Below are 23778 nucleotides of genomic sequence, written 5' to 3'. Positions count from 1 at the left end.
TCGTTATCAGGCCACGGCAACGCCTGTTTCGTAACAGGCGGCTGGCGTCGCCATACGCAGCAGGCTGCCAGTCAAATCGAGCGTGGCAAAGAGTTTTTCAGGGTACTTCAGGCCGTTGACGGCTGGAATGCCAAGATGCTTTTCCAGGTAATCGGAGCCGGAAATGTTTTCCGTTGCCAGACCGCTGAAAGCGGCAATCCGCACGCCGAGCGGCTCCAGATAGAGACGCGCGCCATAGGCGCCCATCAGGTCTCCGGCGCAGACGACGACGGCGGCCACCGACGCCATGATGTCCGCGTCGGCAATGACCGAATCCACCCGATAGTGCCCAAAGATGCCGTCGCCCAACTCAAAGACGAGCAGATCGCCATCGAGTGCGTTGGCAACGGTTTTGACGATGGGTGCCAGGTCTGCAGCATCCACCGTCGAGGGCAGCCCGCAGTCAAGGAAGCTCTTGACATCCACGGCACCGGCGGCCTCGAACTTTTTGAGGTCCCGGATCGCCCCGACGCCCGACAGCTTGGCTGCCCCGACGCGATAGCCATGCGCCGTCGCCACGCGGATGAGTTCCGCCGCCGTAACCGTTTTGCCGACGTTCATGCACGTTCCCACCACCAGCACAATCGGACGCCGCCGCAGCAGATGACTCGCCGCCGGCAGGGCATCACGTTCCAGGTTGACCGTGCCGCGCTCGTCGCACAGCGTGCCGAGATAACGCACGCGCGTGGCTTCCCCAAGCGCCGTCGTGGCATCAAGGAACCTGCCGATGACCCCACCCACATTGAGAATCGAAAGCTCATCGCCTTCCGCCAGGGTTTCGGGAACACAGCCGACGAAGCCACGCAACGCCTGACGTGAGCCGAGCACCCCGATGATGCGTTCGCCGACAGTCAGCGGAACCGTAGTCCCATCAATCAGTTCAAGGTGTGGATAGTTCTGGTTGATGGTAAGCACCTCCACGGCCACCACGTCGCCCAGTCGCGGCGTGGACTGCGGCTGGATGGAGACACCTTCGCCAATAAGCGCCCGAAGCGTTGAAGAACCTCGTTTCATGGTACGTCCTCCCGGCGCGTGGCGCGCGCCGCAGCAATCTGGTCGGCAATTCGCCCTGGCGACGTGCCTCCGTGGGAAGCACGTCCGGCAATGGACTGTTCCGGGGTCAAGGTTTCAGGCATGACGCGCAGACCGAGCGTTGCCCATTCATCCGCTGCGACTTGTGAAAAGGCTACTCCGCGCCGTACCAAATTGCCAATCGTGGCGTAGGCCGTCCGAAACGGAACCCCCTGGGAAACCAGTTGCTCAACCAGGTCAGTGGCATACAGCTTTTCATCTGACGCCGCCTGACGCATGACTTCACGGTGAACCGTCATGTGCTGCACGGCCAGCGTACAAACCTTGACCGAAGCCAGCACCGTCGCACTGACCCGGATCACCGGCGGTTTCGTTTCCTGCAAATCCCGGTTGTATCCGGTTGGCAGTCCCTTGAGCGTGGTCAACAGGTTGACCAGCTCGCCAATGCACTGCCCGGCCCGCCCGCGCACCAGCTCCAGGCAATCCGGGTTTTTCTTCTGGGGCATCAGGCTGGAGCCGGTCGTCAGCTCATCCGGCAGGCGGATGAAGTTGAACTCCTGCGAACACCACAGGATGAGCGTCTCGGCAAGCTGCGAGAGATGGACGGCCAGCAGCGCGCTGGCAAACACGAACGCCACCGCGAAATCCCGGTCCGTGACCGCATCGAGCGCATTGCTGAACACACCGTCAGCGCCCAGTTCCTGTGCCGTCCGGTGTGGATCAATGGGAATGGCCGTACCGGCCAGCGCTCCGGCGCCCAGCGGTGAAATCAGCGGTTGCCGCAGCCGCTCCCGGTCGCGCCCCAGTGCCGCATGGTAAGCCAGCAGGACGTGCGCCAGCGAAACCGGCTGCGCCCGCTGAAGATGCGTGTAGCCCGGCAGGACGACATCAGCATAGGCTTCCGCCTTGTCCACCAGCGCCGTTGTCAGCTCATCCAGCGCCTTCCGCAACCGGTTCTCGCAGTCGCGTACGTAGAGCCGCAAATCCAGCGCCACCTGATCATTGCGGCTGCGCGCCGTATGCAGCAGGCGGGCATCCTCGCCAACCAGCTCTTCCAGCCGCCGTTCGACGTTCATGTGCACATCTTCGTAGGCCGGATCGAGCTCAAGACCTTCGGCGCGAATCTGCTCCAGTCCCTGGCGCAGGCGCGCTGCCTGTTCGGCCGTCAGAATGCCGCAGGCTTCAAGCATGGCGACGTGCGCGAGCGAGCCGCGCAGATCGGCATCGAGCAGATGCCGGTCTTCCTCCACCGAAGCGACGAAGCGGGCGATCTCCTCCTGCATCGGCGCAGTAAAAGCCGCCCGCAGCGCCTGGGCGTTGGATACGTCAGCACTCATCGGCGGTTATCCTCACTCATCCCGGACAGATTGTTTGGCAAACAGGTGCTGGTAGGTCGTCACCTCCAGCCCGAAGAGCGCCACCGTCAGCAGGGCAAACGCAGCATGGGTCAACAGGTTGATGCGCGCTGACGGCAACGTTCCAAACACCACAACCAATGCCGTCGTTATGGCCAGCATAAATCCCAGTGTCGCCAGCACTTCTTCCCAGAAAAGCGACTGGTGACGGGCTTTTCCCACAGCAGACCGGGCAGAAACAGCAAACGGAAACAACGGCATCGGCGGCACCTCCATCAAGAACATTTCCAGTAGAGACCTTCGCCGCACCCGACAAGGTGCGCGATACGATGGGGGCGATGCGTAAACTCGGCGTTTCAGCAACGCATCGCGCTCGTAAACCCTCAGCCCGCACTGTCTTCGGAAGACAGGCGAGCCTGCTGCCGCAAACGTAAGGAATGGATGGCGATGAAGCCTCCGGCGTCGGCCGGTGCAACCTGCGGGCGCGTCTCGAAACTCACCGCCTCGGCATTATAGAGACCAACCGGCGACTTCCGACCGACAACATAGGCCGCGCCCTTGTAGAGCTTTAAACGCGCCGTTCCGGTTACGTTCCGTTGAGTGTGCGTCAGGGTCGCCCGCAACAACTCCATTTCAGGCGAAAACCAGAAGCCGTTATAGACCAGTTCGGCAAATTTCAGACCCAGCGTTTCCTTGAAATGGGCCACTTCGCGGTCGAGCGTCAGCGACTCCACCGCCCGGTGTGCCTGCATCAGCAGCGTCGCACCCGGCGTTTCATAGACGCCGCGTGACTTCAGCCCGATGAAGCGGTTTTCAACGATGTCCACGCGCCCAATCCCATGACGCGCTCCCAGCGCGTTGGCGCGCTCCAGCAGCCGGAAGGGTGACAGCGCCTCGCCATCAATGGCCACGGGCCGTCCGCGCTCGAAGGCAATTTCAACAAAAGCCGGTTCATCGGGAGCTTTTTCGGGATCGGTCGTCCACTGAAACATCCCCTCCGGCGGCGCCTGCCAAGGGTCTTCCAGTACACCGCCTTCATAGCTGATGTGCATGGCGTTGGCATCGGTCGAGTAGGGCTTTTCGGCCGTGACCGGCGTCGGAATGCCATGCTGTTCGGCATAGGCCAGCAGGTCACGCCTCCCCACAAACGACCAGGTGCGCCAGGGCGCGATGATGCCCAGCTCCGGCGCCAGGGCGGCCACGGTCAACTCAAAGCGTACCTGATCGTTGCCCTTGCCCGTTGCTCCGTGGGCAATCGCGTCACAGCCGGTCGCCCGCGCCGCCGCGACGAGTGCTTTGGCAATGACCGGCCGGGCCAGCGCCGTCCCCAGCAGGTAGGAGCCTTCATACACGGCATGCGCCGCCAGCGCCGGAAACACGTAGTCGCGCACGAACTCTTCCCTGACATCCGCCACAACGACCTCATCCGCCCCGGTTGCCAGCGCCTTTTCCCGCACTGCAGCCAGGTCTTCGTTCTGCCCGACATCGGCCACGAACGCCACCACCGGCACGCCGTAGGTTTCCTTCAGCCACGCCAGAATGACGCTCGTATCGAGGCCGCCGCTGTAGGCCAGGGCTATTTTTTTCATTTCGCGGATTTCCCTCCCTTTTTTCGCTCGCGCTTGTTTCCATTGTGCGGCCCGCTGTCCAGACCGGCAATCGTCATAATCCGCTCCATCACCCGCCGCGCCTTACCTGCCGTTTTGACGACGACCAGCACCGTATTGTCACCGGCCACCGTGCCCACAACCTCCGGGAACGCCAGCCGGTCGAGCGCCTCGGCCACCGGATGGGCATTGGCGGCGTCGGTGTGCACCACAACCAGATTTCCCGCGTCCGCGACGCGCCGCACCAGCCGCGACAACAAAAACGCCTCGTTTGAGCTGGGCAGACTGCCCGCCAGCCGCCCGTAGTAGCTGCCACTGGCATCCGTCAGTCGCACGATTCCCAGTTCCTTGATGTCGCGCGAGATGGTGCCCTGGTCACAGGTGATGCCGTACCGGGCAGCCAGCGCCGCACACAGTTCCGCCTGGGTACTGAGTCGCTCCTGGCAAATGATCTCCAGTAACGCCTGCTGACGCGCGGATTTGTCCATTGCAGCCCGCCGGGTCCCCCTTCTTCTGTCGCTTTGGCCGGCAAACGCTTCCGGCTTGCGGAACGAACGGCGGATATTACGCATATTTATGCACCTGTCAAGCATAGATATGCAAAAAACCGCCTCTTGTTCCGGCAGTCATCAGGGTTCGTCCAGGCCCCGGTCATCGGTCAGCTTGACACCCAGCCGTTCAGCCATGCGGTACAGCGTCCGGCGATCAACGCCGAGCACTTCGGCAGCGCGCGTACGGTGGCCGCTGACGGCTTCGAGCACATAGGTCAGGTAACGCCGCTCCAGTTCATCCAGCGTCGGCAGGTCGGCAAAGGGGTTCGGGTCGCTCCCGGCCGGAGATGTGTCCGGGACGGACGGCTTCACGGGTTGCAGTTTGAGCGGCAAATCTTCCGGGCGGATAACGTCATCGCGGGCGTGGAGCGCCGCGTACTCAATCACGGATTGGAGTTCACGGACGTTGCCGGGAAAGTCGTAGGCCGCCAGAACGGTGAGCGTTGCCGGTTCAAACCACAGGTGGCGTCCCACGGTCTGTGCCGCCTGGCGCAGAAAGGCCTCGGCCAGTAGCGGCAAATCGTCACGCCGCTGGCGCAGGGGCGGCACGTGCAGCGTAACCGTACTGAGCCGGTAGTACAGGTCTTCCCGGAAGCGTCCGGCGGCGACTTCGGCTTCGAGGGCGCGGTTGGTGGCGGCAATGACCCGGACATCCACCTGCTGCGGCCGCGCCGCCCCCAGGCGGCGGACTTCCCCTTCCTGCAAGGCCCGGAGCAGCTTGACCTGCATCGGCAGCGGAAGGTCGCCGATTTCGTCCAGAAAAAGCGTTCCGTGATGGGCTTCCTCCCACAGGCCCCGGCGGTCGGCCACGGCGCTGGTGAACGCCCCACGGACGTGTCCGAACAGTTCGGCTTCAAGCAGCGGTTCCGGCAAAGCGCCGCAGTTGACCGGGATGAAGGGGCCGCCTGACCGTGGGCTATGCCGGTGAATGGCCCGGGCGACGAGTTCCTTCCCCGTGCCGGACTCCCCCAGCACCAGCACCGTCGAGCGCGTGGGTGCCACCCGCGCAATTTCTTTGTACAGCGCCACCATGGCTGCCGAGCGCCCGACCAGGCCGGACGCATCGGCCAGGCCTACGGCCGGCGCAGCCGCCGGTGCTTCCCCCTTCCGGGCTTCGTCCTTCCGGGCAAGGGCCGATTGGACGGCCGCCACGACCTCATCCACCTTGAACGGCTTGGAAATGAAATCCCACGCGCCGTCGCGCAACGCAGCCACGGCGGCATCGAGGGTTCCGAATCCGGTGATGAGAATGACCGGGCAGTGGGCACGGAAGTCAGTGAGCAGGTCGAGTCCCGTGGCCTCGGCTTCCAGGTTGATGTCGCTGATGACCAGGTCAAAAGCCTGCCGGGCAAAGCACAGGCGGGCGGCTTCCGGTGTGGTGGCCGTGGAGACCTGCCAGCCGCGCGCCGTGAAGATTTCACGCAGCAGCTCACACGAAGCGGCGTCGTCATCCACTACGAGAATATGTCTGGTCATGGGCGTGGCTCCGTCGCCGGCGGGAAGGTAAGCCGGACGGTCGTTCCCTGCTCCGGCTGGCTCATTACCGTCAGGTCGCCGCCATGTTCACGGACGATCTGCCGGGCCACCACCAGCCCCAGTCCGGTTCCGCTCCCACGCGGTTTGGTCGTGAAGAAAGGTTCAAAAATGCGTGTCCGTACGCTTTCGGGCATGCCCTGTCCGGTGTCACGCACCTCGATGACGAAGTGTTCCACGCCCGTTCCGGTTTCCCACCGGGCGCTGGTCACGGTGAGTTGCCCACCGGAAGGCATGGCGTCCATGGCGTTGTTGAACAGGTTGATGAAGACCTGCTGGAGCTGATCCACCGTGCCGCGCACGGGCAGCGGCGTCGGGCTGAGCTGTGTCACCAGATGGATGTGGCGCAGGGTCAGGGCCGGCTGGATCAGCTCGAACGTCCGGCGCAGGACAGCGTTCAGGTCAAGCAACTGGTGTTCGCTGGTGTCGGCCCGGGTTCGGTCGAGCATCGTCCGCACAATGCGCTCAATGCGTTCGATTTGCAGGCTGATGGTTTCGAGTCGGGCCTGGGCCCTGGGATTGCCGTTGAGGTCAGCGCCGAGAAGCTGCACGTGTCCGCTGATGAGGTTGAGCGGTGTGCCCACCTCGTGGGCCAACTGGGCTGCCGTCTGTCCAGCCGCCGCCAGACGCTCCATGTCGGTCAAGCGACGGGTCATTTCCCACAGTTCGCGGTTGAGCGTTTCAAGTTGGGTATTGCGTTCAGAAAGCTCGGCCGTGGCTTCGGCTACACGGGCTTCCAGTTCCTGGCGCTGCTGCTCGCGTTCGTCGGTCATGGCGCGGACCTGCGCCAGCATCCGGTTGTAGCCGTCGGCGAGCCGTCCCAGTTCATCCTGGGTGCGGACTTCCACCGTGGCGGAAAGATCACCTTCCTGCACGCGCTGCATGGCGGCCAGCAGGCGCTCGATGGGCGCATAGACCGTCCGGCGGAAGAGCCAGTTCATCGCCAGGGTGATGGCCAGCACGCAGCCCAGAGCGAACCACAGGGCAAGGGTGCGGTAACGGGTCAGTACGGCTGTGGCGAGACCAATTCGCTCGATGTATTCCACTGCGCCTTCGGGCCGACCGGCCCGTTTGATGGGCACGCATATCCAGTAGGCATCTCCGCCGCTGCCGTTCAGACGCAGTTGAGTGGGCAGGTTCGTCATGGCCGGTGTCCGCAGTGCATTGGCGACGGCTGTCGGGTCCGGCGGCGGCAGGTCGTCTTCGACCAGGGCCGTGACGACCTGGTAGCTTTTCCCCGACCGCTCCCAGACGCGGATACCCAGGGCGTCGGGCCGCGCCTGCTTGGACAGCGCCACAAGGCGGTTGAGGCCGGGCTGTTCATTGGGCAGGCGTGCAATCTGCTCGGCGAGCGTGACAGCGTGGAGTTTGACCCACACGCGCTGCTCATCGCGGAGCAGCCGTGCCAGTTCACGGTTCGACAGCCACACGAAAGCGCCCAGAACAGCAATCGTGAGTGCTGAGGCCAACAACGTTGTCCGGGTATGCAGTTTCAAGGCCATAGCCGAAACGGACCCCACCTCCGGGACTGACCAGGTTCGGCAACCGACGCCGCCGGGTCACGGATGTATCTGCCGGCGGGCAAGCATAGGGCACTGTCGGGTTGTTGCGGAATTGACGGGCAGCCCTGACCGTCACAAGTTCCCTACAACTTCAACCTTGCCTTCTGGCACAGTATCGTGGCGCAGCCGCCTGTCCGGCGGACTTGTGCAACCTGGTGTAGTTTCGAGGAGCCTTCATGTCACACCTAGCTTGTCCGACCGTCGGCATCGTTGGTCTGGGCTACGTTGGGCTGCCGCTGGCCGTACAGTTTCTTCGCAGCGGCTGCCGGGTCATCGGCTTTGACATTGACCAGCACAAGGTCACAACCCTCAATGCCGGGCGGAGTTATATCAGAAACGTCCCTGCAGCCGTGATTGCCGAAGCCGTGGCGACCGGGCAGTTCCAGGCGACGGCTGATGTGGCCCGGCTTGCCGACGTGGAAGCGATCCTGATCTGCGTTCCCACGCCGCTGACGGCGCACCGTGAGCCGGACCTTTCCTTCATCATTCAGACGGCTGAAGCCGTTGCCCCGCATCTGCGGGCCGGGCAACTCGTCAGTCTGGAATCCACGACCTATCCTGGAACGACCGAAGAAGAACTCGTGCCCCGGCTCGAACGGGGGTCAGGATTGCGCGCCGGACGTGACTTTCATGTGGTCTATTCGCCGGAGCGTGAAGACCCCGGCAATCCCGACTTCGGGACACGCAACATTCCCAAGGTCATTGGCGGCCTGACCTCGGACTGCCTGGCGGCCGGCATCCGGCTGTACCGCCACGCGGTGCAAACCATGGTGCCGGTTTCTTCGACGCGCGTGGCCGAGGCCACGAAACTCGTCGAAAACATCTTCCGCTGCGTCAACATCGCCATGGTCAACGAACTCAAAATGGTCTTCGACGCCATGGGCATTGATGTGTGGGAAGTTCTGGACGCCGCCAAAACCAAGCCGTTTGGCTTCATGAAGTTCGAGCCGGGGCCGGGCCTTGGCGGGCACTGCATCCCCATTGACCCGTTTTACCTGACGTGGAAGGCACGGGAGTTCGGCGTGCAGACCAAGTTTGTGGAGCTGGCCGGCGACATCAACACGAGCATGCCGCGCTACGTGGTGATGCGCCTGCTGGAAGCCCTTTCGGATCGCGGCCGGGCGCTGCGCGGGGCCAGCATCCTGCTGCTGGGCCTGGCCTACAAAAAAAATGTGGATGACCCACGCGAGTCCCCGACCTTTGCCATCTGGGACCTGCTGCGCGCCCGGCAGGCGAACGTACAGTTTCATGACCCGTACATCCCGGTCGCCCCGGCCATGCGGGAATATCCGGCCTATGCCGGCACGCCATCGGTTCCGTTGACCGAAGCGGTTTTGGCGCACAGTGACGCCGTGGTGATTTGTACGGCGCACGACGGGCTGGATTACGGTTTTGTCGTCCGGCATGCCCGGCTTGTCGTGGACACCCGCAATGCCTGCGCCGGGCTGCCGGCCGAGTTGTTGCATAAGGTGGTCAAGGCCTGAAACCAAAGGATGTCACTGTAAGCCTGACCACACCTTGACTGTAGCTACTCGCCGGAAGGGGTTTCCGTCCCAGCGTTCTCAAGCGCCGACCTCAAGCGCCGACCGGCCGGGCTAGCTTTCAGCCGGCTTCAACTTGCTGTGCCGGATGCCATAGTTGAAGTAGATGACATAGCCGGCAGCCATCCAGATGACGAGCCGCAGCCAGGTGTCGAGGGGCAGGGCGGCCATCATGGCAAAGCACACCAGAATCCCAAGCACCGGCACAACCGGCACGAACGGCGTTTTGAAGGGCCGCTCCCGCTCCGGCTGCGTGTAGCGCAACACGATGATCCCGGCGCACACCAAAATGAAAGCAAACAGCGTGCCAATGCTGGTCATCTCGCCCACGACGCGCGCTGGCACAAAGGCGGCAAAGAGGCTGACGAAAACGGCAAACAGCGCGTTGGACTTCCACGGCGTACGGAAGTATGGGTGCACTTCCGAAAAAATCTTCGGCAGCAGCCCGTCGTAGGACATCGAGAAAAAGACCCGCGACTGTCCCAGCAGCATCACCAGAATGACTGAGGCGTAGCCGGCGAGAATGGCGAGGATGATGCCCTGGTTGAGCCACTTGTAGGGCGTATGGGCAATGGCTGTCGCCACGGGTGCAATTCCTTCGACCCCTTGAAATTCCGTGTAGTGGGCCAGTCCGGTCATGACGTGTGCAAACAGGATGTAGAGCACGGTACAGATACCAAGCGAGCCGAGAATGCCAATCGGCATGTCGCGCTGTGGGTTACGGGCTTCCTGGGCGGCTGTCGAAACAGCATCGAAACCAATGTAGGCAAAAAAGATAATGCCGGCGGCGCGGATGATGCCGCTCCAGCCGAAGCTGCCGAACTCACCCGTGTTGGGTGGGATGTAGGGTTCATAGTTTTTCGGCTCAATAAACGCCCAGCCCAGCCCGATGAAAGCCAGCACGACGCCGACCTTGAGCGCCACGATGAGGTTGTTGACCAGGGCGGATTCCTGAGTTCCCTTGATGAGAATGAGCGACATGGCCACGACGATGAACACCGCCGGCAGGTTGACGACGCCGGTGATGGTCGTGCCGTTGGCTGTGGTGATGGAATCAAAGGGCGACATGGTGAGCTGGGGCGGGAGCACTACGTTGTAGTACTCCAGAAACTTCACCAGATAGCGCGACCAGCTTATGGAGACGGTGGCCGCGCCGACGGCATATTCCAGCACGAGGTCCCAGCCAATTGTCCAGGCGACGAGTTCACCCATGGTGGCGTACGAGTAGGTGTAGGCGCTTCCGGCAACCGGAATCATCGCGGCAAACTCGGCGTAGCACAGGCCGGCAAAAAGACAGCCGACAGCGGCGATGATGAAGGAAATGGTGACGGCCGGCCCGGCGTTGTTGCCGGCGGCCAGGCCGGTGATGGAAAACAGTCCGGCACCGATGATAGCGCCGATGCCCAGGGTAATCAGGTTGAAGGGTCCAAGGGTTCGTTTGAGCGAGCTGTGTTCTGGTGATGACTGGGCTTGCAGTTCATCAATGGATTTGACGACGAAGAGCTGATTTGCCACGCTGCACTCCTCTATCAGTTCAGTTGAAATGGATTCAGGTCAAGCAGCCGACACAGACGCCCGTGTACACATAAGGCGATGCGGTTCCCTCTGTGGCTGGTTCTGGGCTGACGTTGCCGGTAAGCGGCAACATAGCGCGAACGGCACGCGGTTGCAAAAACTTGGTTTGCAGAATTTGGTTTGTATGAATCAGCTACCAGAGGATGGGCTTCCTCGCACGTCACCGTCTGTACGGCCCTGGCTGAGCGGCATTGGGCTGGTGGCGGGGTTGTTTTTGCTCAACCAGGCGTTCGTGCATGGGGTGGGCGGCTATGGGTTATCGGAGTACTACCTGCGGGTTCTGACGCTGGTGGGCATTTCCATCATCCTGGCCGTGAGCCTGACGCTGGTCAACGGCTGTGCCGGACAGTTTTCCATCGGGCATGCGGGTTTTATGGCAATTGGCGCGTATGCGGCCGGCGCGGTGACGCACTTTGGCGGGGGGCCGTTCGTGGCCCTGCTGGAGGGGCTGCCGGGGTGGCCGGTTCATGCGGTACGGCTGCTGGTGTCCCTGACGGTGGGGGCTTTTGCCAGTGGACTGGCGGGGTGGCTGGTTGGGCTGCCGACGCTGCGCCTGCGGGGTGACTATCTGGCGATCGTGACGCTGGGGTTTGGGGAAATCATCCGGGTTGTGCTGTTGAACATCGAGCCGACTGGCGGTGCGCTGGGTTTTACGAACATTGCCCAGGGGCCGGATGTACCGGGGCAGTTACCCGATCAGCGGTTTGCCCTGTTTCTCGAAGACACGATGTTTTTCTGGGTCTCGCTGGCGGCCGTGTTGACGACGCTGGCTGTGGGACGGCTGGCCTATTCCAGTTTTGGGCGCAGTCTGGCGGCAATTCGTGAAAACGAAATTGCGGCGGCGGCGATGGGCATTGACACGACGCGGGCCAAAACGACGGCTTTTGTCATCAGTGCGATGCTGACCGGCATTGCGGGGGGGCTATATGCGCACTATGACAACTATCTGAATCCGAGTTCGTTTACCTTTCTGCGTTCGGTTGAGATGGTGACGATGATTGTGCTGGGCGGGCTGGGGAGCATTTCCGGGGCGATTGTAGGGGCAACGACGTTGACGGTCTTGCCTGAAGCCCTGCGTGATCTGACGCGCATTCTGCCGCCGGCAGTGATTGAGGTGGCGCCATTTCTGGCGAATCTGCCCGACTACCGGATGGTGTTGTATTCGCTGCTTCTGATTGGGCTGATGATCGTACGTCCGCAGGGTTTGTTTGGGCGGCGCGAATGGGCGTGGCTGGCGCGGTCGTTCCGGTAGGGGGGGGTCGGTGGCGAAGTTTCACTGGAAGCTTCAAAGATTGAAGGTCATCATTGACAGCGGGCGAGGGAAAACGTAAGGTCGCACGTTGCTGACAAGCTTCCGGTGCAACGCTGGTACTTGGAACATTGGAACAAGGGTGGCATCGGGATGGCGCAGTGGCCGGGCAGCCGGTCAGTGCACGTGACAGATCAGGTATATGGCTAGGTAGCTCAGTTGGTAGAGCAACGGACTGAAAATCCGTGTGCCGGGGGTTCGATTCCCTCCCTAGCCACCAACAAAATCAACAGTTTACGGAGAGTTCAAAAGCAGCAAACGCAGTCGCAGCCAAACGATGTAGCCACTATGTAGCCGGTTTTGGGAAATCGGGGCGGTTTTTCTGCCCCGCCGGGTAGTGTGCTGCGGTTTGCCGGCCGCCTGCCAGAGGAATTCAAACTCCGCTTCAATCCAGGCCACCCCCTCCGGCGATTCATCCTCCCACAGGATTTCATAGTGTCGCTGCCAGCCGCTGCGGGTCTCGTTCATCGAACCCATGAAGCCCAGCTTGCGGCCATCAGCCAGAGTGATGACGCCGGCCTTGCCGTGCACAAAACCGCAAAGGTCATCCGGGGCCACGCGGACAGACTGCCCGTGTCTTTGCAGAAAGGCATCCAGACGGCGGTACCGCTCCCGGTGCAGCAGCGTTTCGGCCTCCAGCGCGCGCTCGTTCCAGCGGCCCAGCATCCGGCTTTCCCGAAGCTGCGCCACTTTCAGATCGTCCGGGTGAATGTCCACGTTGCAGACAATCCGCACGTCGGGAATGTCCTCCAGAACTTCGCCGGCCACCTCAAACAACGAACTCGTGAAATAGCCCGCAATGCGCATGTAACTGCGCGCGCCCCGGAGATGCCGCAGCAGAAAACTGACATCAAGCCGCTGGGTACGCGAAGAAAAACGGCGGATGGTCATCGCCTCCAAACCTCACTCGCCAAAGCGCAGATTCTTCAGCCGCGCGGCCAGGACCTCGGCCGCCTCGCGTACGGGCTGCTCCGGTGACTTGCGCGCCAGAAACGCCGACACCTCCGCCAGCAGCAGGCGTACGTCCAGAAAATCGTCCATCTCCCGCTTGAACTGCTCCACAACAACCCGCGCCTCAGTCTCCCGGAGCATCTGCTGCAAACCCAGAATGAGCCGCCCCAGCCGGCTGCGCCCCAGTTCCGTCGCCTCGGTCAAATCACGTCCGGCAAATTCACTGACGCGCTTCACACGCGCCTGATTCGGGCGCATATCGCCCATCACCTGACTGTAGTCCCCCACGTGAAAGGCCTTGGCAAAGTTCTGGTAGTTGTCGAGCTTGCGCGCGCCAGCCGCTTCCATCTCCAGCATGCGGCAGTAGAACCGCTCGATGCCGGTGAGACGGCCCCAAGTGTCCGGCGACAGACCTTCCGGCACCAGAAGGTTCGAGGCGGTCTCCGCCGCCTGTTGCACCATGTCATCCACAACCGTCACTTCCCCCCGGGCACGCGGGCGCAGGGCAAAGGTCGTCACCTCCTCGCCGCCGATGTGTGTGCAGGCCGTCAGCACTTTCAGCACCGCCGCATAGCCCGCCATCTGCAGGTCGGCGTCATTCCACACCGGCGCGCCATGCTGCGCCGCCACCCGTTCGTTCAGGTGCAGCATGGTTTCCATCTGCCGCTGCACTTCCTGCCGTACCTCGGGCAGAAGCCGCTGCCTGAACCCTTGCCGCTCGCCGGGGGCGCGCTTCCTGAGAATCAGGATGACCGTCCCCTGTACGTAGCCGCCCTGCTTGAGTTCGGAAGTGGTCTCCGTGGCGATGTACCACGCGGCCGCCACCTGCAGTCCCGCCGCCCAGAAAATCGCGATGAGATCACTCCACACGCCGGTGTCCTGGTGCGTGAACATGACGCACTGCACGCCGTTGTCAGGCATGTGCGCGGCCATGGCCCGGTAGGCGGCCACCATGCCGCGCCGGAACTCCGCGCCGGAACCCTTGATGGCGAGCGCCCGGCGCGAGTCCCAGACCCACGCATCGAAGGGAACGGGCGGATTCTTCCTCAGCCAGGCAATGAAGAATTCGGTGATCTCGTGGTAGTTGACGGCGTCGGCGTAGGGTGGGTCGGCGATCCAGAATTCGCAGTGCTGTTGAGGATGATTGGCTGGGACAGAGACGATCTCGCGCTTTACATCCGGCATCGTCACCCTACTTAACTCGAAGAAATCTGGTGTGAATCGAACAAAGCCTCGCACGGCGTAGTTGTAAAAAACGTTGAGTGCCTGGTTGTAGAAAACGTGCTTAGGGCCACCTTCGCCTTGGGTCGGCAACCACTGACAAAGCTTGGCGTAGAAATTCAGCATCTTGGCTATGTTGATCCAGCCTACATTAGCCACTTGTGAGGTTCGCCATTCTTGGATCGTCAGCGCCATTGATAACAACTGCCGTGCGTTGAACAAATGATGCCAATACGTCCAGCCGCGCGTACGGATCGGTTCATCGGTCTTGTCACCCGGCTCAATAGGCATGTCGGGCACGAGTCCGTCGGCCTGCCAGCGCGCAAGGTTCTCAGCCACGATGGCTTCCACGCGGCGCTCGCGCTCCAGATCGGCCTCGGTCGGCGCGGCAAAGAAGGTTTCCTGCCGGGCAGCGGGCGGACGGCCCTCCGCCTGTCCGCCCCGCATGATCCACTGGATGCAGTAGAGCCGCTCCTGGAAGATGTCGTCCGGCCGGGGCTTGAAATCGGTTTTCTCCCAGCGGCGCAGGCGGTTGGCAGTTGATCCGTCGGGCAGCCGGTAGTCGCCGCGCAGGGTCTTGATCGGCGTGCGGTAGGTTTTGCCATCAAGCTGATAGACCATCTCGCCATCCTGCACCGTGCCGCGCTCGGCGGCTTTGAGTTCCCTTTCGCTCACACCACTGACAATCCCGATGTCAAAGCGTTTGCCGGCGTGATCGGGCTTGAGGCGGGCGATGACACGGCGTGTTCTGGAAATGACCCACGAGGGCGCAAGCGGCACCAGCCAGCCGGTTTCCGGGCAGCGCGTTTCCAGGCAGTAGAGATAGGCCTTGGCGCGGTTGCCCTGCTCATCGTGCTCGATGCCCAGCCGGGTAATCTCGGCATCCACTGCGGCGGCCACTTCGCGTTGCGCCTGCTCGATTTCGGCCCGGCGTTCGGGACTGGCGCCGATGATGTTGAGCGCCCCCCAGGTGAGCATGCAGGCTACCGGGTTCAGGTCGCTGGCATAGACATCACAGCCCAGCCGCGCCGCCTCGAACGGAATGGAGCCGCCGCCGCAGAAGGTGTCGCCGACACGCGGGCGATGGCCGTAGCGCAGGATGCCCAGTTGCTCGATGAGTTCCGGGAACGAATGCGCCTCGATGCCAAGGTGCGCGTAGTGGCGGTTGACGACGGGCCAGACCGGGGCGTAGAGCCAGTCGGGATTGACTTCTTCGGGGCGCTTGCCGAGGCTGGCTTTGGCTTCGTAGCTCCCAAGGGTGGCCAGCGCCCGGCGGTAGAGGGTGAGTTTGTCGTCATCCGTGAGGTCCCGTCGCCAGCCGCGTCCGCTGAAGTAGCGTTCCGGGTCGCGGATGGTCAGCATTTCCTGGAGTCTGGCGGCGGAGAAGGCGTTGGCGGCGAGCGCCCGGCGGGCCAGCCCTTCGTCATCGAAGGCCAGCAACCGCTCGAACACATCGAGGTCGGCTTCGGTGTCGTCCGTAGGGGGCAGAAGGCAGCCCAGCACGATGGTGCGCACAAGGATCAGGGGCTTTCTGCCCTTCCAGTAGGAGCCGAGACATGTCAAGGTCTGCGCCGCAACGGCCTTGCGTTCCGCCTGTGCCTCGAAGGAAACCTTCTGCGCCGGGAAGACGGTTTCAATCAGCGCTGGGGCGCCCCTGAGCACCAGCGGGGTGAGGGTTGTCTTCACTTGGGAGTCCATGTTCAAGCATCCCGGATTGAACGCATGCAGATACCAGTCACCCGGAACATGGGCTTGGTTGGTTTCCCGGCGCTCATGAATTCATCCACCTCTGCGGCTATGGCATGGGCAATGTGGACAGCCTCCATGGCAGCGATGCCGTAGGCTTCGGCAATGTTTTGCGCCTGCTCCAAGGCTGAAACATTCCAGGCAATGTTTTCAGCCCGGCTGAACACGGCCTCGTAAAAAGCGGCTTCCTGCGGCTGCCGGTGATAGTGGGCCATAGGCAATGCCTCCAGGCGCACCGCGTCACTGACAACCAGCGTGCGTTCCGGGTCATCCAGCACGCTCAGCGCCCGTTGCCCTATTTCGCCCTGCCCCTTGAAGGCTGCCACCAGCACGGAAGTGTCAACGTAAGTTCGCTTAGGCATCGCCTACACCACCACGTCGGGCGCAGATTTCAGCGCACACCTCATCGGCAGAGAGTAGCTGTCCACCCTGGGCAATATAGGCTTGACGCAACTCCATAAGCTTCCTGCCCAGTTCGGTTTGCGGCTGATAGCTGGCCAAGCAGTCCAAATGCGTCCCTGCCTCATCCTCCCCGGGACGCAGCCAGTCTTGCGCCAGGCTTTTTTCATCCGGTGTCAAGGCAGTGGTCGGCGACGCGGCTTCCCCTGGAGCTTCCTCCCCATTCCCAACATGGGGCCCGACATGGGGCTGGCATCCGGCCTCAATCCACTGTTGTTCCTGAAGGCGGCGTATCGCGGCCTCCATTTGCTCCGGCGAAAACCGGCAGCGCTTAGGCGGATTCCAGGCGTGAACACGCGCAACCACATCGTCGGGATGATGCGCACCCTCCTGCGTCATGACCCAGTGCACCGTCGAGAGCAACCCAAGCCCATCAGACGACTCAAATCCTTCAATGAGACGGCTGACACGCTCAAGGCGCGCCCGGCTTTCGGGATGGCGGTCGAGGAAGTCCGTGGCTTCCTCAATCGCGCCGGGAACCAGCCTCAGCGGCTTGTTCGCTCTGTCGCCACCGTCGGCATAACCGGCAATCAGATAGCCTTCAACAGCACGCAGGACGTGGTGCAGATTTTCGGCATAGGGGCCGTAATGATGCCTGACATAGTTCAGGCGCAGCGGTTCGCCGGCCGCCTGCATGAAGTACATCAGCCTGTGCGCTTCCAGCAGGGTGATGAAAGAATCGGGCAAGCCATCAAGATACCGCTGCATCAGCCTGACCATCGCCGCGCGGCCAGTGGTCATGGTTGGCACTTCGCGCGCATGGGGCATTCTGTCGGTAGTCGGTGCACCGTCTGGTTCAAAGATGAGCACATGCACATCCGTCAGGGAAGCCAGTGCCTGCTCGATGCGGGGGCGGACATCATTCCAGTCCAGGCCACCCAGGCCGCATCCCAGCGGCGGAATGGCGATGGAGCGGATGTTCCTGTCGCGGATGACCTTGACCAGATCGCCAAGGCCCGCCTCGATGTCCTCAATACGGCTCTTGCTGCGCCAGTGGCGCTTCGTGGGAAAGTTGATGATGAAGCGCGGCGGCGTGAGCTGCCCCGTCTCAAAGACGAACATGCGGCCCGGCTGCACGGCTTCGCGCTGGCATGCAGCTTCGTAAGCCTTGAAGTTCTCAGGAAAGGCCTGCCTGAAGTGCAGGGCGATTCCCCGTCCCATCACGCCGACACAGTTGACCGTGTTGACCAGCGCCTCTGCCTCACACTTGAGGAGGTCGCCCGAAGTGAACTCCATCACAGCAGCCTTCCTTTCGTTGCCCTTGCTGTCAGTAGTACCAGTCACGGCGGACCTCAACCCGCGGCCAATGGCCCCTTGGCGACACCCTGTTCAGGACTTCCAGGACTTGCTGACGGATCGTGTGATCAAACACACCGATGCGATCCATCAGGCGCCAGGGGAAGTTGTACTCCGTCAGAAACTCAGCCTGTTTCTCTTCCTTGCACCGCCGCCAATCTCGGGCTTGAACAGCCGCCCAGTTAATCTCATCAAGGTGCGCCAGGTCACAGCGTTCCTCAAAGTTGGTCGAACCGGCGTTCGAGAGCGTGAACACCCACCTCCGCCCGCACTTGTGCGCCCAGGCGACGGCAACACGCAGCTTGGCCTCGAAATGCAGGATTGGTTCCTGCCCGCCGTCATAATCCAGTTCCGGATGCTCACCTCGATAAATCACATACAGCATTACGGAGCGCGGGCAGAAGTAGAACGGCACACAGTCCCCCACACACAGGTCAGGGTAACTATCCAGCGCCAGCATCAATCGCCGCTGCTTGATGCTGCTCATGCCAATGTTCGTACCTGCAAGCCCACGGCATATCACTTCTGCATCGCACCAGAGGTACTTGTCGGCAACGATGGATGCCAGACGATCAATGTGGGCGATGTGGTAAGTCCTGGGTTCTTCCGGTACGCGGACGCTGGTCATAGGGGGTCATCGCCAAACAGGTTCAGCCGGGGCTGGCTGTCTTCATGCAAACGCTGGCTGCGGTGGGCACGGATTTCCAGCATCTCGCTCTGGACGACATCCCCCAGCGCATGCTCCAGCGCAGCGCGCCAGCCCCTGCCGGCATCCAGCACTCCCCCCGTGCCCATGGCGGTCATGCCAAACAACCACCAGCGTTCTTCAGGCCGCAGCGCCACCCGGTTACGTACGGCCACGGGAATCCGGTCAAGGTTCATCCGCTCCACAGCCCAGGCGAGGACACACAGTTCCTCGCCAAGCAGGCGATCCACGGGATTTTTTCTCCAACCTTCACCAGCAGGCGGCAGGCTTGCGGACCAATCTTGAAGGGACCGTCGTAGCGCCGCCGTCTCTGGGATTGGAGCCGTCCAGAGTGAAGTACAGCTCAGCCCGTGGTGTGGCTTCGAGGCGAACCAGCCGCACATCTCCGGCGGGTTCAACCTGGTGGCGGATTTTCAGGTCGGCGAGCCACCGTACGGGCGGCGCACTTTCGTGCTGGCCGGTTGTGTCCCTGACCCAGGAGTAGAAGGTTCCTTCCGTGGTGATGAAGTTGTCGGGGTCGCTGACCGGCTGCATCCCGGCGACATCCCCGCTGGCTGATCAGTATCTGTCGCAGTGACACACCACATCCGAATGCTGAAGCTACAAATTTGGTGCCGGGCCGCGCAAGGACAGAAGGGCAGTCCGCGCCGGGTGCGTCGCCAGCCGTCAGGCCAACCGTCAGGGCTGATGGCAGGGTGGCTCAGCTTCGGGGTCGGCCCGTACGAACGAAACCGTCCCGCTGAGGGTACTCAAAAGAACCTTCGCGGCACCATCCCTATGTCGCCAGGTAACGAAACGTCCGTGACGCGGCGGCAGTGGCACTCCGGGTCCCGACGGCGGTTCCGTATCCGGGACCGATACACCGGTACTTGTGCCGTCCACCGGAAAATCCGACTTCAATGCTCCACTGAAGCTCCTGAACCGCATCTCGAAACCACACGTTTCAGGTACGGCCAGCCTGATGTCACCCGAAAGCGCATTGATGGTACACCGCTTGACCGGCGTCAGCGCCCCGACAAAAAACACATTCCCACTCGTCGTCTCGACAACCACTTCATTTTCCAGTCGGCTCAGCCTGACCTCTCCGCTGAAGGTTGACACATCAACCCGGCCCCGGCTGCACCGGATGCTGGCATTGCCACTGACGAGCTGGGCTGTCAGGTCCCCCCCAATGTGGGACGCTTCCAGCTTCCCGCTGACAGCACTCACCATCACACTGCCCGTCACCGCCTGCACCTGCGTGTCGCCGCTCACGGTACGGAGCTGGACCGTCCCCACTTCAGTCAAACGGACCCGTCCGCTCGTCGTCGCCACGTTGACCGGACCGGGCACCTGTTCAACCAGGACCCCGCCGCTGACCGTCGTCACATTGGCGGCGGCCACAGCGCGGACGGTCACATTGGCGTTGCGCGTCCTGACCTCCTGCAGCGAGGCTTCCCGTGGGACAGTGATGCGTAACCGATGTGGCATCATCGGCGGATCGACCGAAATACCGTACGCTCCATCAGCAAGCTGTTTGACCTTGACCATGGACGGATTGCCATCCGTCGTGACCGTCAAAACCGCCTCATCACCGCCGGTAACGGTAACTTCCCCTACCTGACACAGAACCTTGACCCGACCGTTGCGCTCGATGGGCTGCCGGATTTCCTGCGCCAACACCGAAAGACTGCCGAGCAGCCAGCCCAGCGCCAGAACGCGCGCCATCAACACAACCGATTTCATAGCAACTTTCCCCCGCATGCGTCGTTTCCTTACCCCCACGGGCCAACCTGTTTCGGAGCCAACCCGTTCCGTTTCCGAAAGGACAGGTTCAGGAACCTTCCCCTTCGGTCATGACAATGATTTCACTCAGCACTTCCGCCTTCCTGCGATAGGCCGTCACCAGAAAATGCAGGGCGGCTGGATCGGTCGGCGACTGGCGGACAACCTCCCGGGTCTGCGCAATCTGGGCATCCAGTCCGGCCAGAGTCCGGTCCATGGCCGTCCGTGTCGCCGGATCGAGTCTCATGCGCCGTAACCGGGCCTGGGACTGAAGGCCCTCGATGACCACGAGATAGGTTTGTTCCGCCTGGGCGAGAACCTGCTCCGCCTCGGAGGGCGGGCGCTCGCGTATGGGTGGCGGGCTGGCCATTCCCGTACGCCGCCGGGGTGGCTCAATGATGACAGTATCCGCCGGCGCCAGCGTTTCCGAAACCGACGGTGAAGGGCTTGCGGGCGGCGAGATGCGTGGCAAGCCGCCGGTATCCGACCGGCTGGGCGGAGTCGGCTCCTGAGCCAGAAGCGGCTCCGACGTGGCGGACGGACGCAGCCAGAGCCAAAGGCCAATAGCCAGCGCCAGAAGGCAACCCAGCGCTGGCCCCAGCCGCCACCAGCCAGACCATTCCGGCCGGAACCAGTCTGTGCGCCCCCCACTTGACCGACGCTGTTCACGCTCGTCCACCGCCGCCATGCCGGCAGCAATGCGCGGCCACAACCCCTCCGGGAGCGAAGCCCCGGCGGCTACGTCGCGGTACAGCCGGTTTTCCCATTCGCGGGCGCGGTACTCCGCCTGACAGCTCGGACACTGGCGCAGGTGCGCGGCCAGCAGGCTGGCGTCCGGCGCGTCGAGTTCACCATCCAGATAGGCATCGAGTTGTTTGAGGCAACGTTCACAATCCATCAGTTACCTCCCTGTCCTGCCGACAGGTACGGTCGGACGTGGCGGCGCATTTCCAACCGCGCGCGATGCAGGTCCGTCTTGACCTTGCCAACCGAAAAGCCTGTGATCGCGGCAATGTCCTCATAGCTGTACGGCTCGAACGTTCGCAGGACGAACACCATGCGCTTGTCGGGTTCAAGCTTTGCCAGCGCCGCCCGTACGACGAAGCGCAGTTCGGCATCGAGAAGCTGCGCATCGGGGGTTGTGCCATCCGTCGGTTCCGGTTGGCGCTCGCCGTCAAAGATGTCATCCAACGAATCCCAGCGGGCATATTCACGGACATGCTCACGCGACACATTGCGTGCAATCCCAAACAACCACGCCGCCACACGGGCGCGATCCCGCAGGGTGGCGCGCTGCTCATAGGCCCGCACGAAAGTCTCCTGGGTCAGCTCCTCGGCCAGTTCCCGCCGGCCGACCAGCGCACACAGGAAGTTGAATACCGAACGGGCATACCGGTCGAACCAGTGACGAAAGGCTTCCGCATCCGGGAGCGGTGGTGATTCAGTCGGTAGGGACGCATTGTCCATGACAGGTGCGGTGACTCCCAAAACGATTTGACTCCGACGGCATACGCTGTGCTCCTGGCGAAAGTTGCTCCGTCATGGAGCATGTGCCGAATGCGCCGAAAAAGTTTCACACGTTATGGAGGTTTTCGCGGCTGTGTCCTGACGCGCGTCCCCAAGCTTTGGCCCGGGGTCCGGGCGACGGGATGTTGCCCAAACGAAGCACCAAACAAAACGGGACGCACCCGATAGGGGCACGTCCCGCAGGTTTTGGATTTTGAGCACACTCAGCGCCCGGTGTCGCGCTGATCAATGGCTGCCGCGTTCATAGCTTCATAGCTGCTACCCGGTGCTTCACGCAGACAGGCTTCAGGTCAGGCAACCCGCCGGGGGCACTAATCCGTTACGGTCAAGGTAATCGTTACGCCGTCATCATTGACAGTAACCTGATCAAAGATACTGTCTGAACCACCCTGCCCATTGGGTCGCCTGACATCCATGATTCTTACTTCAAGCAAATAGTCTCCAGCCGTATTGGCCGAACCAATGGTGAACCTTGCGTTGGTATTGTTTCGTTCCGGCAACTCAATGGCGATTTCTTGTCCTGGCGGTGGCGGATGGGCAAAAGTGATTCCTGAACTTGGACCTTCCAGGATAGTGATTCCCAAGACCGCAAAATCCCCAGGCCGGATACCACTCCCTGAGACGCTGACGGTCACATCAAGATGGGTGGAGTCAAGGCTAACCCTGATGGGATTCCTGGTAAGCCTTGGATTCCGAACAATGACCCGCGTTCTGGCTTGAGTGATGACATTCCCTCTTCCCAGATACAGCTCATCCGACCGCCTCGTGCGAAACGGACCGTACCCCGAAGCTACCAGGCAGTACCAATTCTCCCAACCCCCACCGATCAACTGCGCCCGCTGAAAGTTCCAGGGGTCAAGGTAACAACCACAGCACCCACAGAACGGATCATAAATCCCCAGCCGTAGGCGGTACTCTCCACACGCCCCGTAGGTCAGTCCCTCCTGCCCCACCATCTGCACGATGACCGACACCGTCCCATCCCCGTCGGTGTCCTCGGCACTCTGACTCGCCAGCGGGTTGCCATCCCCGTCGCGGAGGCTGCACGTCACCCGCCCCACATACCAGTCCTGCGCCGTGTAATCGAGTTCGACCGTAGCCACCCCCGTCACAAGTCCCGTCTCAGGGTCATAACTGATGAGGGTCACTCCAGTAGCCACAGCTTCCGTTGGCGTCTGCGGCACCGGATTGCCTGTTCCAGACTGCCCCTCCCCACCACGCGCCAGCGCGCGGCTGGTGCGCATCCCCGCCCGAACCCGTGCCAGAACCCGCCGGTCAAACTCCTCCCACGCCCGCGGTCCAAAGGCTTCCTGCAACCGGTCACGGTAACGCAGCACCACCGCCTCCCGCTCCCGCTGCAATGCGAACAGTTCCGCTGACGGCGGCAGCGGCGGCTGTCCCGCCCCCAGCTTCCCGTCAGGATAGTTCGCCCGCCGCGCCGCCAGAATTGCCCGCGCCCGTGCATCCACCGCCCGCACCGCCTGCTCACACTCTGCCGCCAACCGGTCGAGGACCACCCCCTGCTCCGCCTCCAGGCCCGCTTCCTGTTTGAACGCGCGCCGCAACGCCTGCGCCGCCTCCGTCCGCCCAGCCCGTTCCGCTTCCTCCGCCTCCTCGTTGAGCAGAAACACCGTGTGAAACAGCGTGCGGTAAAGCTGCGGCTCATGGACGAAGCCGGACGCCTTCCGGTCAGACCGACGCTCCACCTGCGCGTTGGTGCTGAAGCCGGGCGGCACCACAAGCATCAGCACAACAACCACAAGGGCCACAACCCCGGCGACACAGCGGTGTTTTCCGGTCACCTTCAACATCGGATTGACCTCCTTCTGAAAGCGTGATGGCCTTTCCGTCAGCAGGGAGGCACCCTTCACAACCTGCGCCGTGACTCCCGAAACCAGGTGCACCCGCCGGTTGACGTTGTACTTTGGAGAAAACTTGTTTCAATCTAATCACCACCTTTGGCAGGGTCAACAAGGCTTCAGTTTTTTTCAGTTTTTTTGCCAA

Annotated in this window: 21 protein-coding genes and 1 tRNA gene; 3 read left to right on the top strand and 19 right to left on the bottom strand. The window is 62.3% G+C overall.

Translation table 11 applies throughout. The annotated features are described in order from the left end of the window. Nucleotides 1–6: 6 nt before the first annotated feature. The 7 genes from CABTHER_RS12180 to CABTHER_RS12150 all read right to left on the bottom strand — a co-directional run bounded on the left by CABTHER_RS12180 (nucleotide 7) and on the right by CABTHER_RS12150 (nucleotide 7619). Nucleotides 7–1053: a hypothetical protein gene (locus CABTHER_RS12180; protein WP_014100957.1), complete on the bottom strand. Its 1047-nt coding sequence runs from the start codon at nucleotides 1051–1053 to the stop codon at nucleotides 7–9. Then, a complete protein-coding gene (gene argH, locus CABTHER_RS12175) occupies nucleotides 1050–2408 on the bottom strand; it encodes an argininosuccinate lyase (protein ID WP_014100956.1) in 1359 nt (452 codons plus the stop codon). The genes CABTHER_RS12180 and argH overlap by 4 nt, the downstream gene beginning before the upstream one ends. Before the next feature lie 12 nt (nucleotides 2409–2420). Further along, nucleotides 2421–2687, bottom strand: coding sequence for a hypothetical protein (locus tag CABTHER_RS12170; RefSeq protein WP_148264093.1), 267 nt, complete (start codon nucleotides 2685–2687; stop codon nucleotides 2421–2423). A 122-nt stretch (nucleotides 2688–2809) separates the two neighbouring features. Beyond that, nucleotides 2810–4015, bottom strand: coding sequence for an argininosuccinate synthase (locus CABTHER_RS12165; protein ID WP_014100954.1), 1206 nt, complete (start codon nucleotides 4013–4015; stop codon nucleotides 2810–2812). Continuing rightward, nucleotides 4012–4521 carry an arginine repressor gene (locus tag CABTHER_RS12160; protein WP_014100953.1) on the bottom strand — a complete coding sequence of 170 codons (510 nt, stop codon included), beginning with the start codon at nucleotides 4519–4521 and terminating at the stop codon, nucleotides 4012–4014. Before CABTHER_RS12160 ends, CABTHER_RS12165 begins: the two co-directional genes overlap by 4 nt. Before the next feature lie 141 nt (nucleotides 4522–4662). Continuing rightward, nucleotides 4663–6060 carry a sigma-54-dependent transcriptional regulator gene (locus CABTHER_RS12155; RefSeq protein ID WP_014100952.1) on the bottom strand — a complete coding sequence of 466 codons (1398 nt, stop codon included), beginning with the start codon at nucleotides 6058–6060 and terminating at the stop codon, nucleotides 4663–4665. Beyond that, nucleotides 6057–7619, bottom strand: a complete 1563-nt coding sequence (locus CABTHER_RS12150; RefSeq protein WP_014100951.1) for a sensor histidine kinase — start codon at nucleotides 7617–7619, stop codon at nucleotides 6057–6059. The genes CABTHER_RS12155 and CABTHER_RS12150 overlap by 4 nt, the downstream gene beginning before the upstream one ends. A gap of 236 nt (nucleotides 7620–7855) precedes the next feature. Between CABTHER_RS12150 and CABTHER_RS12145 the strand changes: the two genes are divergently transcribed. Further along, nucleotides 7856–9163 (top strand): nucleotide sugar dehydrogenase, encoded by a 1308-nt coding sequence (locus tag CABTHER_RS12145; protein WP_014100950.1) that lies wholly within the window; start codon nucleotides 7856–7858, stop codon nucleotides 9161–9163. Between the two features lie 111 nt (nucleotides 9164–9274). On the opposite strand, the gene CABTHER_RS12140 is transcribed toward CABTHER_RS12145, so the two are convergent. Further along, nucleotides 9275–10735 carry an amino acid permease gene (locus CABTHER_RS12140; protein ID WP_014100949.1) on the bottom strand — a complete coding sequence of 487 codons (1461 nt, stop codon included), beginning with the start codon at nucleotides 10733–10735 and terminating at the stop codon, nucleotides 9275–9277. Nucleotides 10736–10919: 184 nt separating this feature from the next. Here CABTHER_RS12140 and CABTHER_RS12135 point away from each other — a divergent pair, with 184 nt between their 5' ends. After that, nucleotides 10920–12047, top strand: a complete 1128-nt coding sequence (locus tag CABTHER_RS12135; protein ID WP_014100948.1) for a branched-chain amino acid ABC transporter permease — start codon at nucleotides 10920–10922, stop codon at nucleotides 12045–12047. 201 nt (nucleotides 12048–12248) lie between these two features. Then, nucleotides 12249–12324, top strand: a tRNA-Phe gene (locus CABTHER_RS12130). Nucleotides 12325–12338: 14 nt separating this feature from the next. Here CABTHER_RS12130 and CABTHER_RS12125 read toward each other — a convergent pair. The 11 genes from CABTHER_RS12125 to CABTHER_RS12080 all read right to left on the bottom strand — a co-directional run bounded on the left by CABTHER_RS12125 (nucleotide 12339) and on the right by CABTHER_RS12080 (nucleotide 23585). Beyond that, the gene (locus CABTHER_RS12125; RefSeq protein ID WP_014100947.1) at nucleotides 12339–12995 is read right to left on the bottom strand and encodes a phospholipase D-like domain-containing protein; all 657 of its coding nucleotides are present in this window, start codon (nucleotides 12993–12995) and stop codon (nucleotides 12339–12341) included. A gap of 12 nt (nucleotides 12996–13007) precedes the next feature. After that, the gene (locus CABTHER_RS12120; RefSeq protein WP_014100946.1) at nucleotides 13008–15974 is read right to left on the bottom strand and encodes an anti-phage-associated DUF1156 domain-containing protein; all 2967 of its coding nucleotides are present in this window, start codon (nucleotides 15972–15974) and stop codon (nucleotides 13008–13010) included. A gap of 2 nt (nucleotides 15975–15976) precedes the next feature. Then, the gene (locus tag CABTHER_RS12115; protein ID WP_041569959.1) at nucleotides 15977–16384 is read right to left on the bottom strand and encodes a PIN domain-containing protein; all 408 of its coding nucleotides are present in this window, start codon (nucleotides 16382–16384) and stop codon (nucleotides 15977–15979) included. Further along, a complete protein-coding gene (gene darG, locus CABTHER_RS12110) occupies nucleotides 16377–17717 on the bottom strand; it encodes a type II toxin-antitoxin system antitoxin DNA ADP-ribosyl glycohydrolase DarG (protein WP_014100944.1) in 1341 nt (446 codons plus the stop codon). The genes CABTHER_RS12115 and darG overlap by 8 nt, the downstream gene beginning before the upstream one ends. Nucleotides 17718–17748: 31 nt before the next feature. Then, entirely contained in the window at nucleotides 17749–18405 is a 657-nt protein-coding gene (darT, locus tag CABTHER_RS12105; protein WP_014100943.1) for a type II toxin-antitoxin system toxin DNA ADP-ribosyl transferase DarT, read from the bottom strand. Continuing rightward, a complete protein-coding gene (locus tag CABTHER_RS12100; protein ID WP_014100942.1) occupies nucleotides 18402–18713 on the bottom strand; it encodes a DUF3780 domain-containing protein in 312 nt (103 codons plus the stop codon). Before CABTHER_RS12100 ends, darT begins: the two co-directional genes overlap by 4 nt. 19 nt (nucleotides 18714–18732) lie before the next feature. Beyond that, the gene (locus tag CABTHER_RS17470; RefSeq protein ID WP_014100941.1) at nucleotides 18733–19017 is read right to left on the bottom strand and encodes a hypothetical protein; all 285 of its coding nucleotides are present in this window, start codon (nucleotides 19015–19017) and stop codon (nucleotides 18733–18735) included. Between the two features lie 144 nt (nucleotides 19018–19161). Continuing rightward, nucleotides 19162–20208, bottom strand: a complete 1047-nt coding sequence (locus CABTHER_RS16135) for a DUF4097 family beta strand repeat-containing protein (RefSeq protein WP_014100940.1) — start codon at nucleotides 20206–20208, stop codon at nucleotides 19162–19164. Nucleotides 20209–20296: 88 nt separating this feature from the next. Then, a complete protein-coding gene (locus CABTHER_RS16130; RefSeq protein ID WP_014100939.1) occupies nucleotides 20297–21145 on the bottom strand; it encodes an anti-sigma factor family protein in 849 nt (282 codons plus the stop codon). Then, nucleotides 21145–21714 carry an RNA polymerase sigma factor gene (locus tag CABTHER_RS12085; protein ID WP_014100938.1) on the bottom strand — a complete coding sequence of 190 codons (570 nt, stop codon included), beginning with the start codon at nucleotides 21712–21714 and terminating at the stop codon, nucleotides 21145–21147. The genes CABTHER_RS16130 and CABTHER_RS12085 overlap by 1 nt, the downstream gene beginning before the upstream one ends. Before the next feature lie 371 nt (nucleotides 21715–22085). Then, a complete protein-coding gene (locus CABTHER_RS12080; RefSeq protein ID WP_228374106.1) occupies nucleotides 22086–23585 on the bottom strand; it encodes a hypothetical protein in 1500 nt (499 codons plus the stop codon). Between the last annotated feature and the right edge of the window lie 193 nt (nucleotides 23586–23778).

The sequence above is a fragment of the Chloracidobacterium thermophilum B genome, assembly GCF_000226295.1.
GTDB lineage: Bacteria > Acidobacteriota > Blastocatellia > Chloracidobacteriales > Chloracidobacteriaceae > Chloracidobacterium > Chloracidobacterium thermophilum.
The sequence above is the reverse complement of the archived record's forward strand: the minus strand, read 5'-3'. Positions and strand labels throughout refer to the sequence as shown.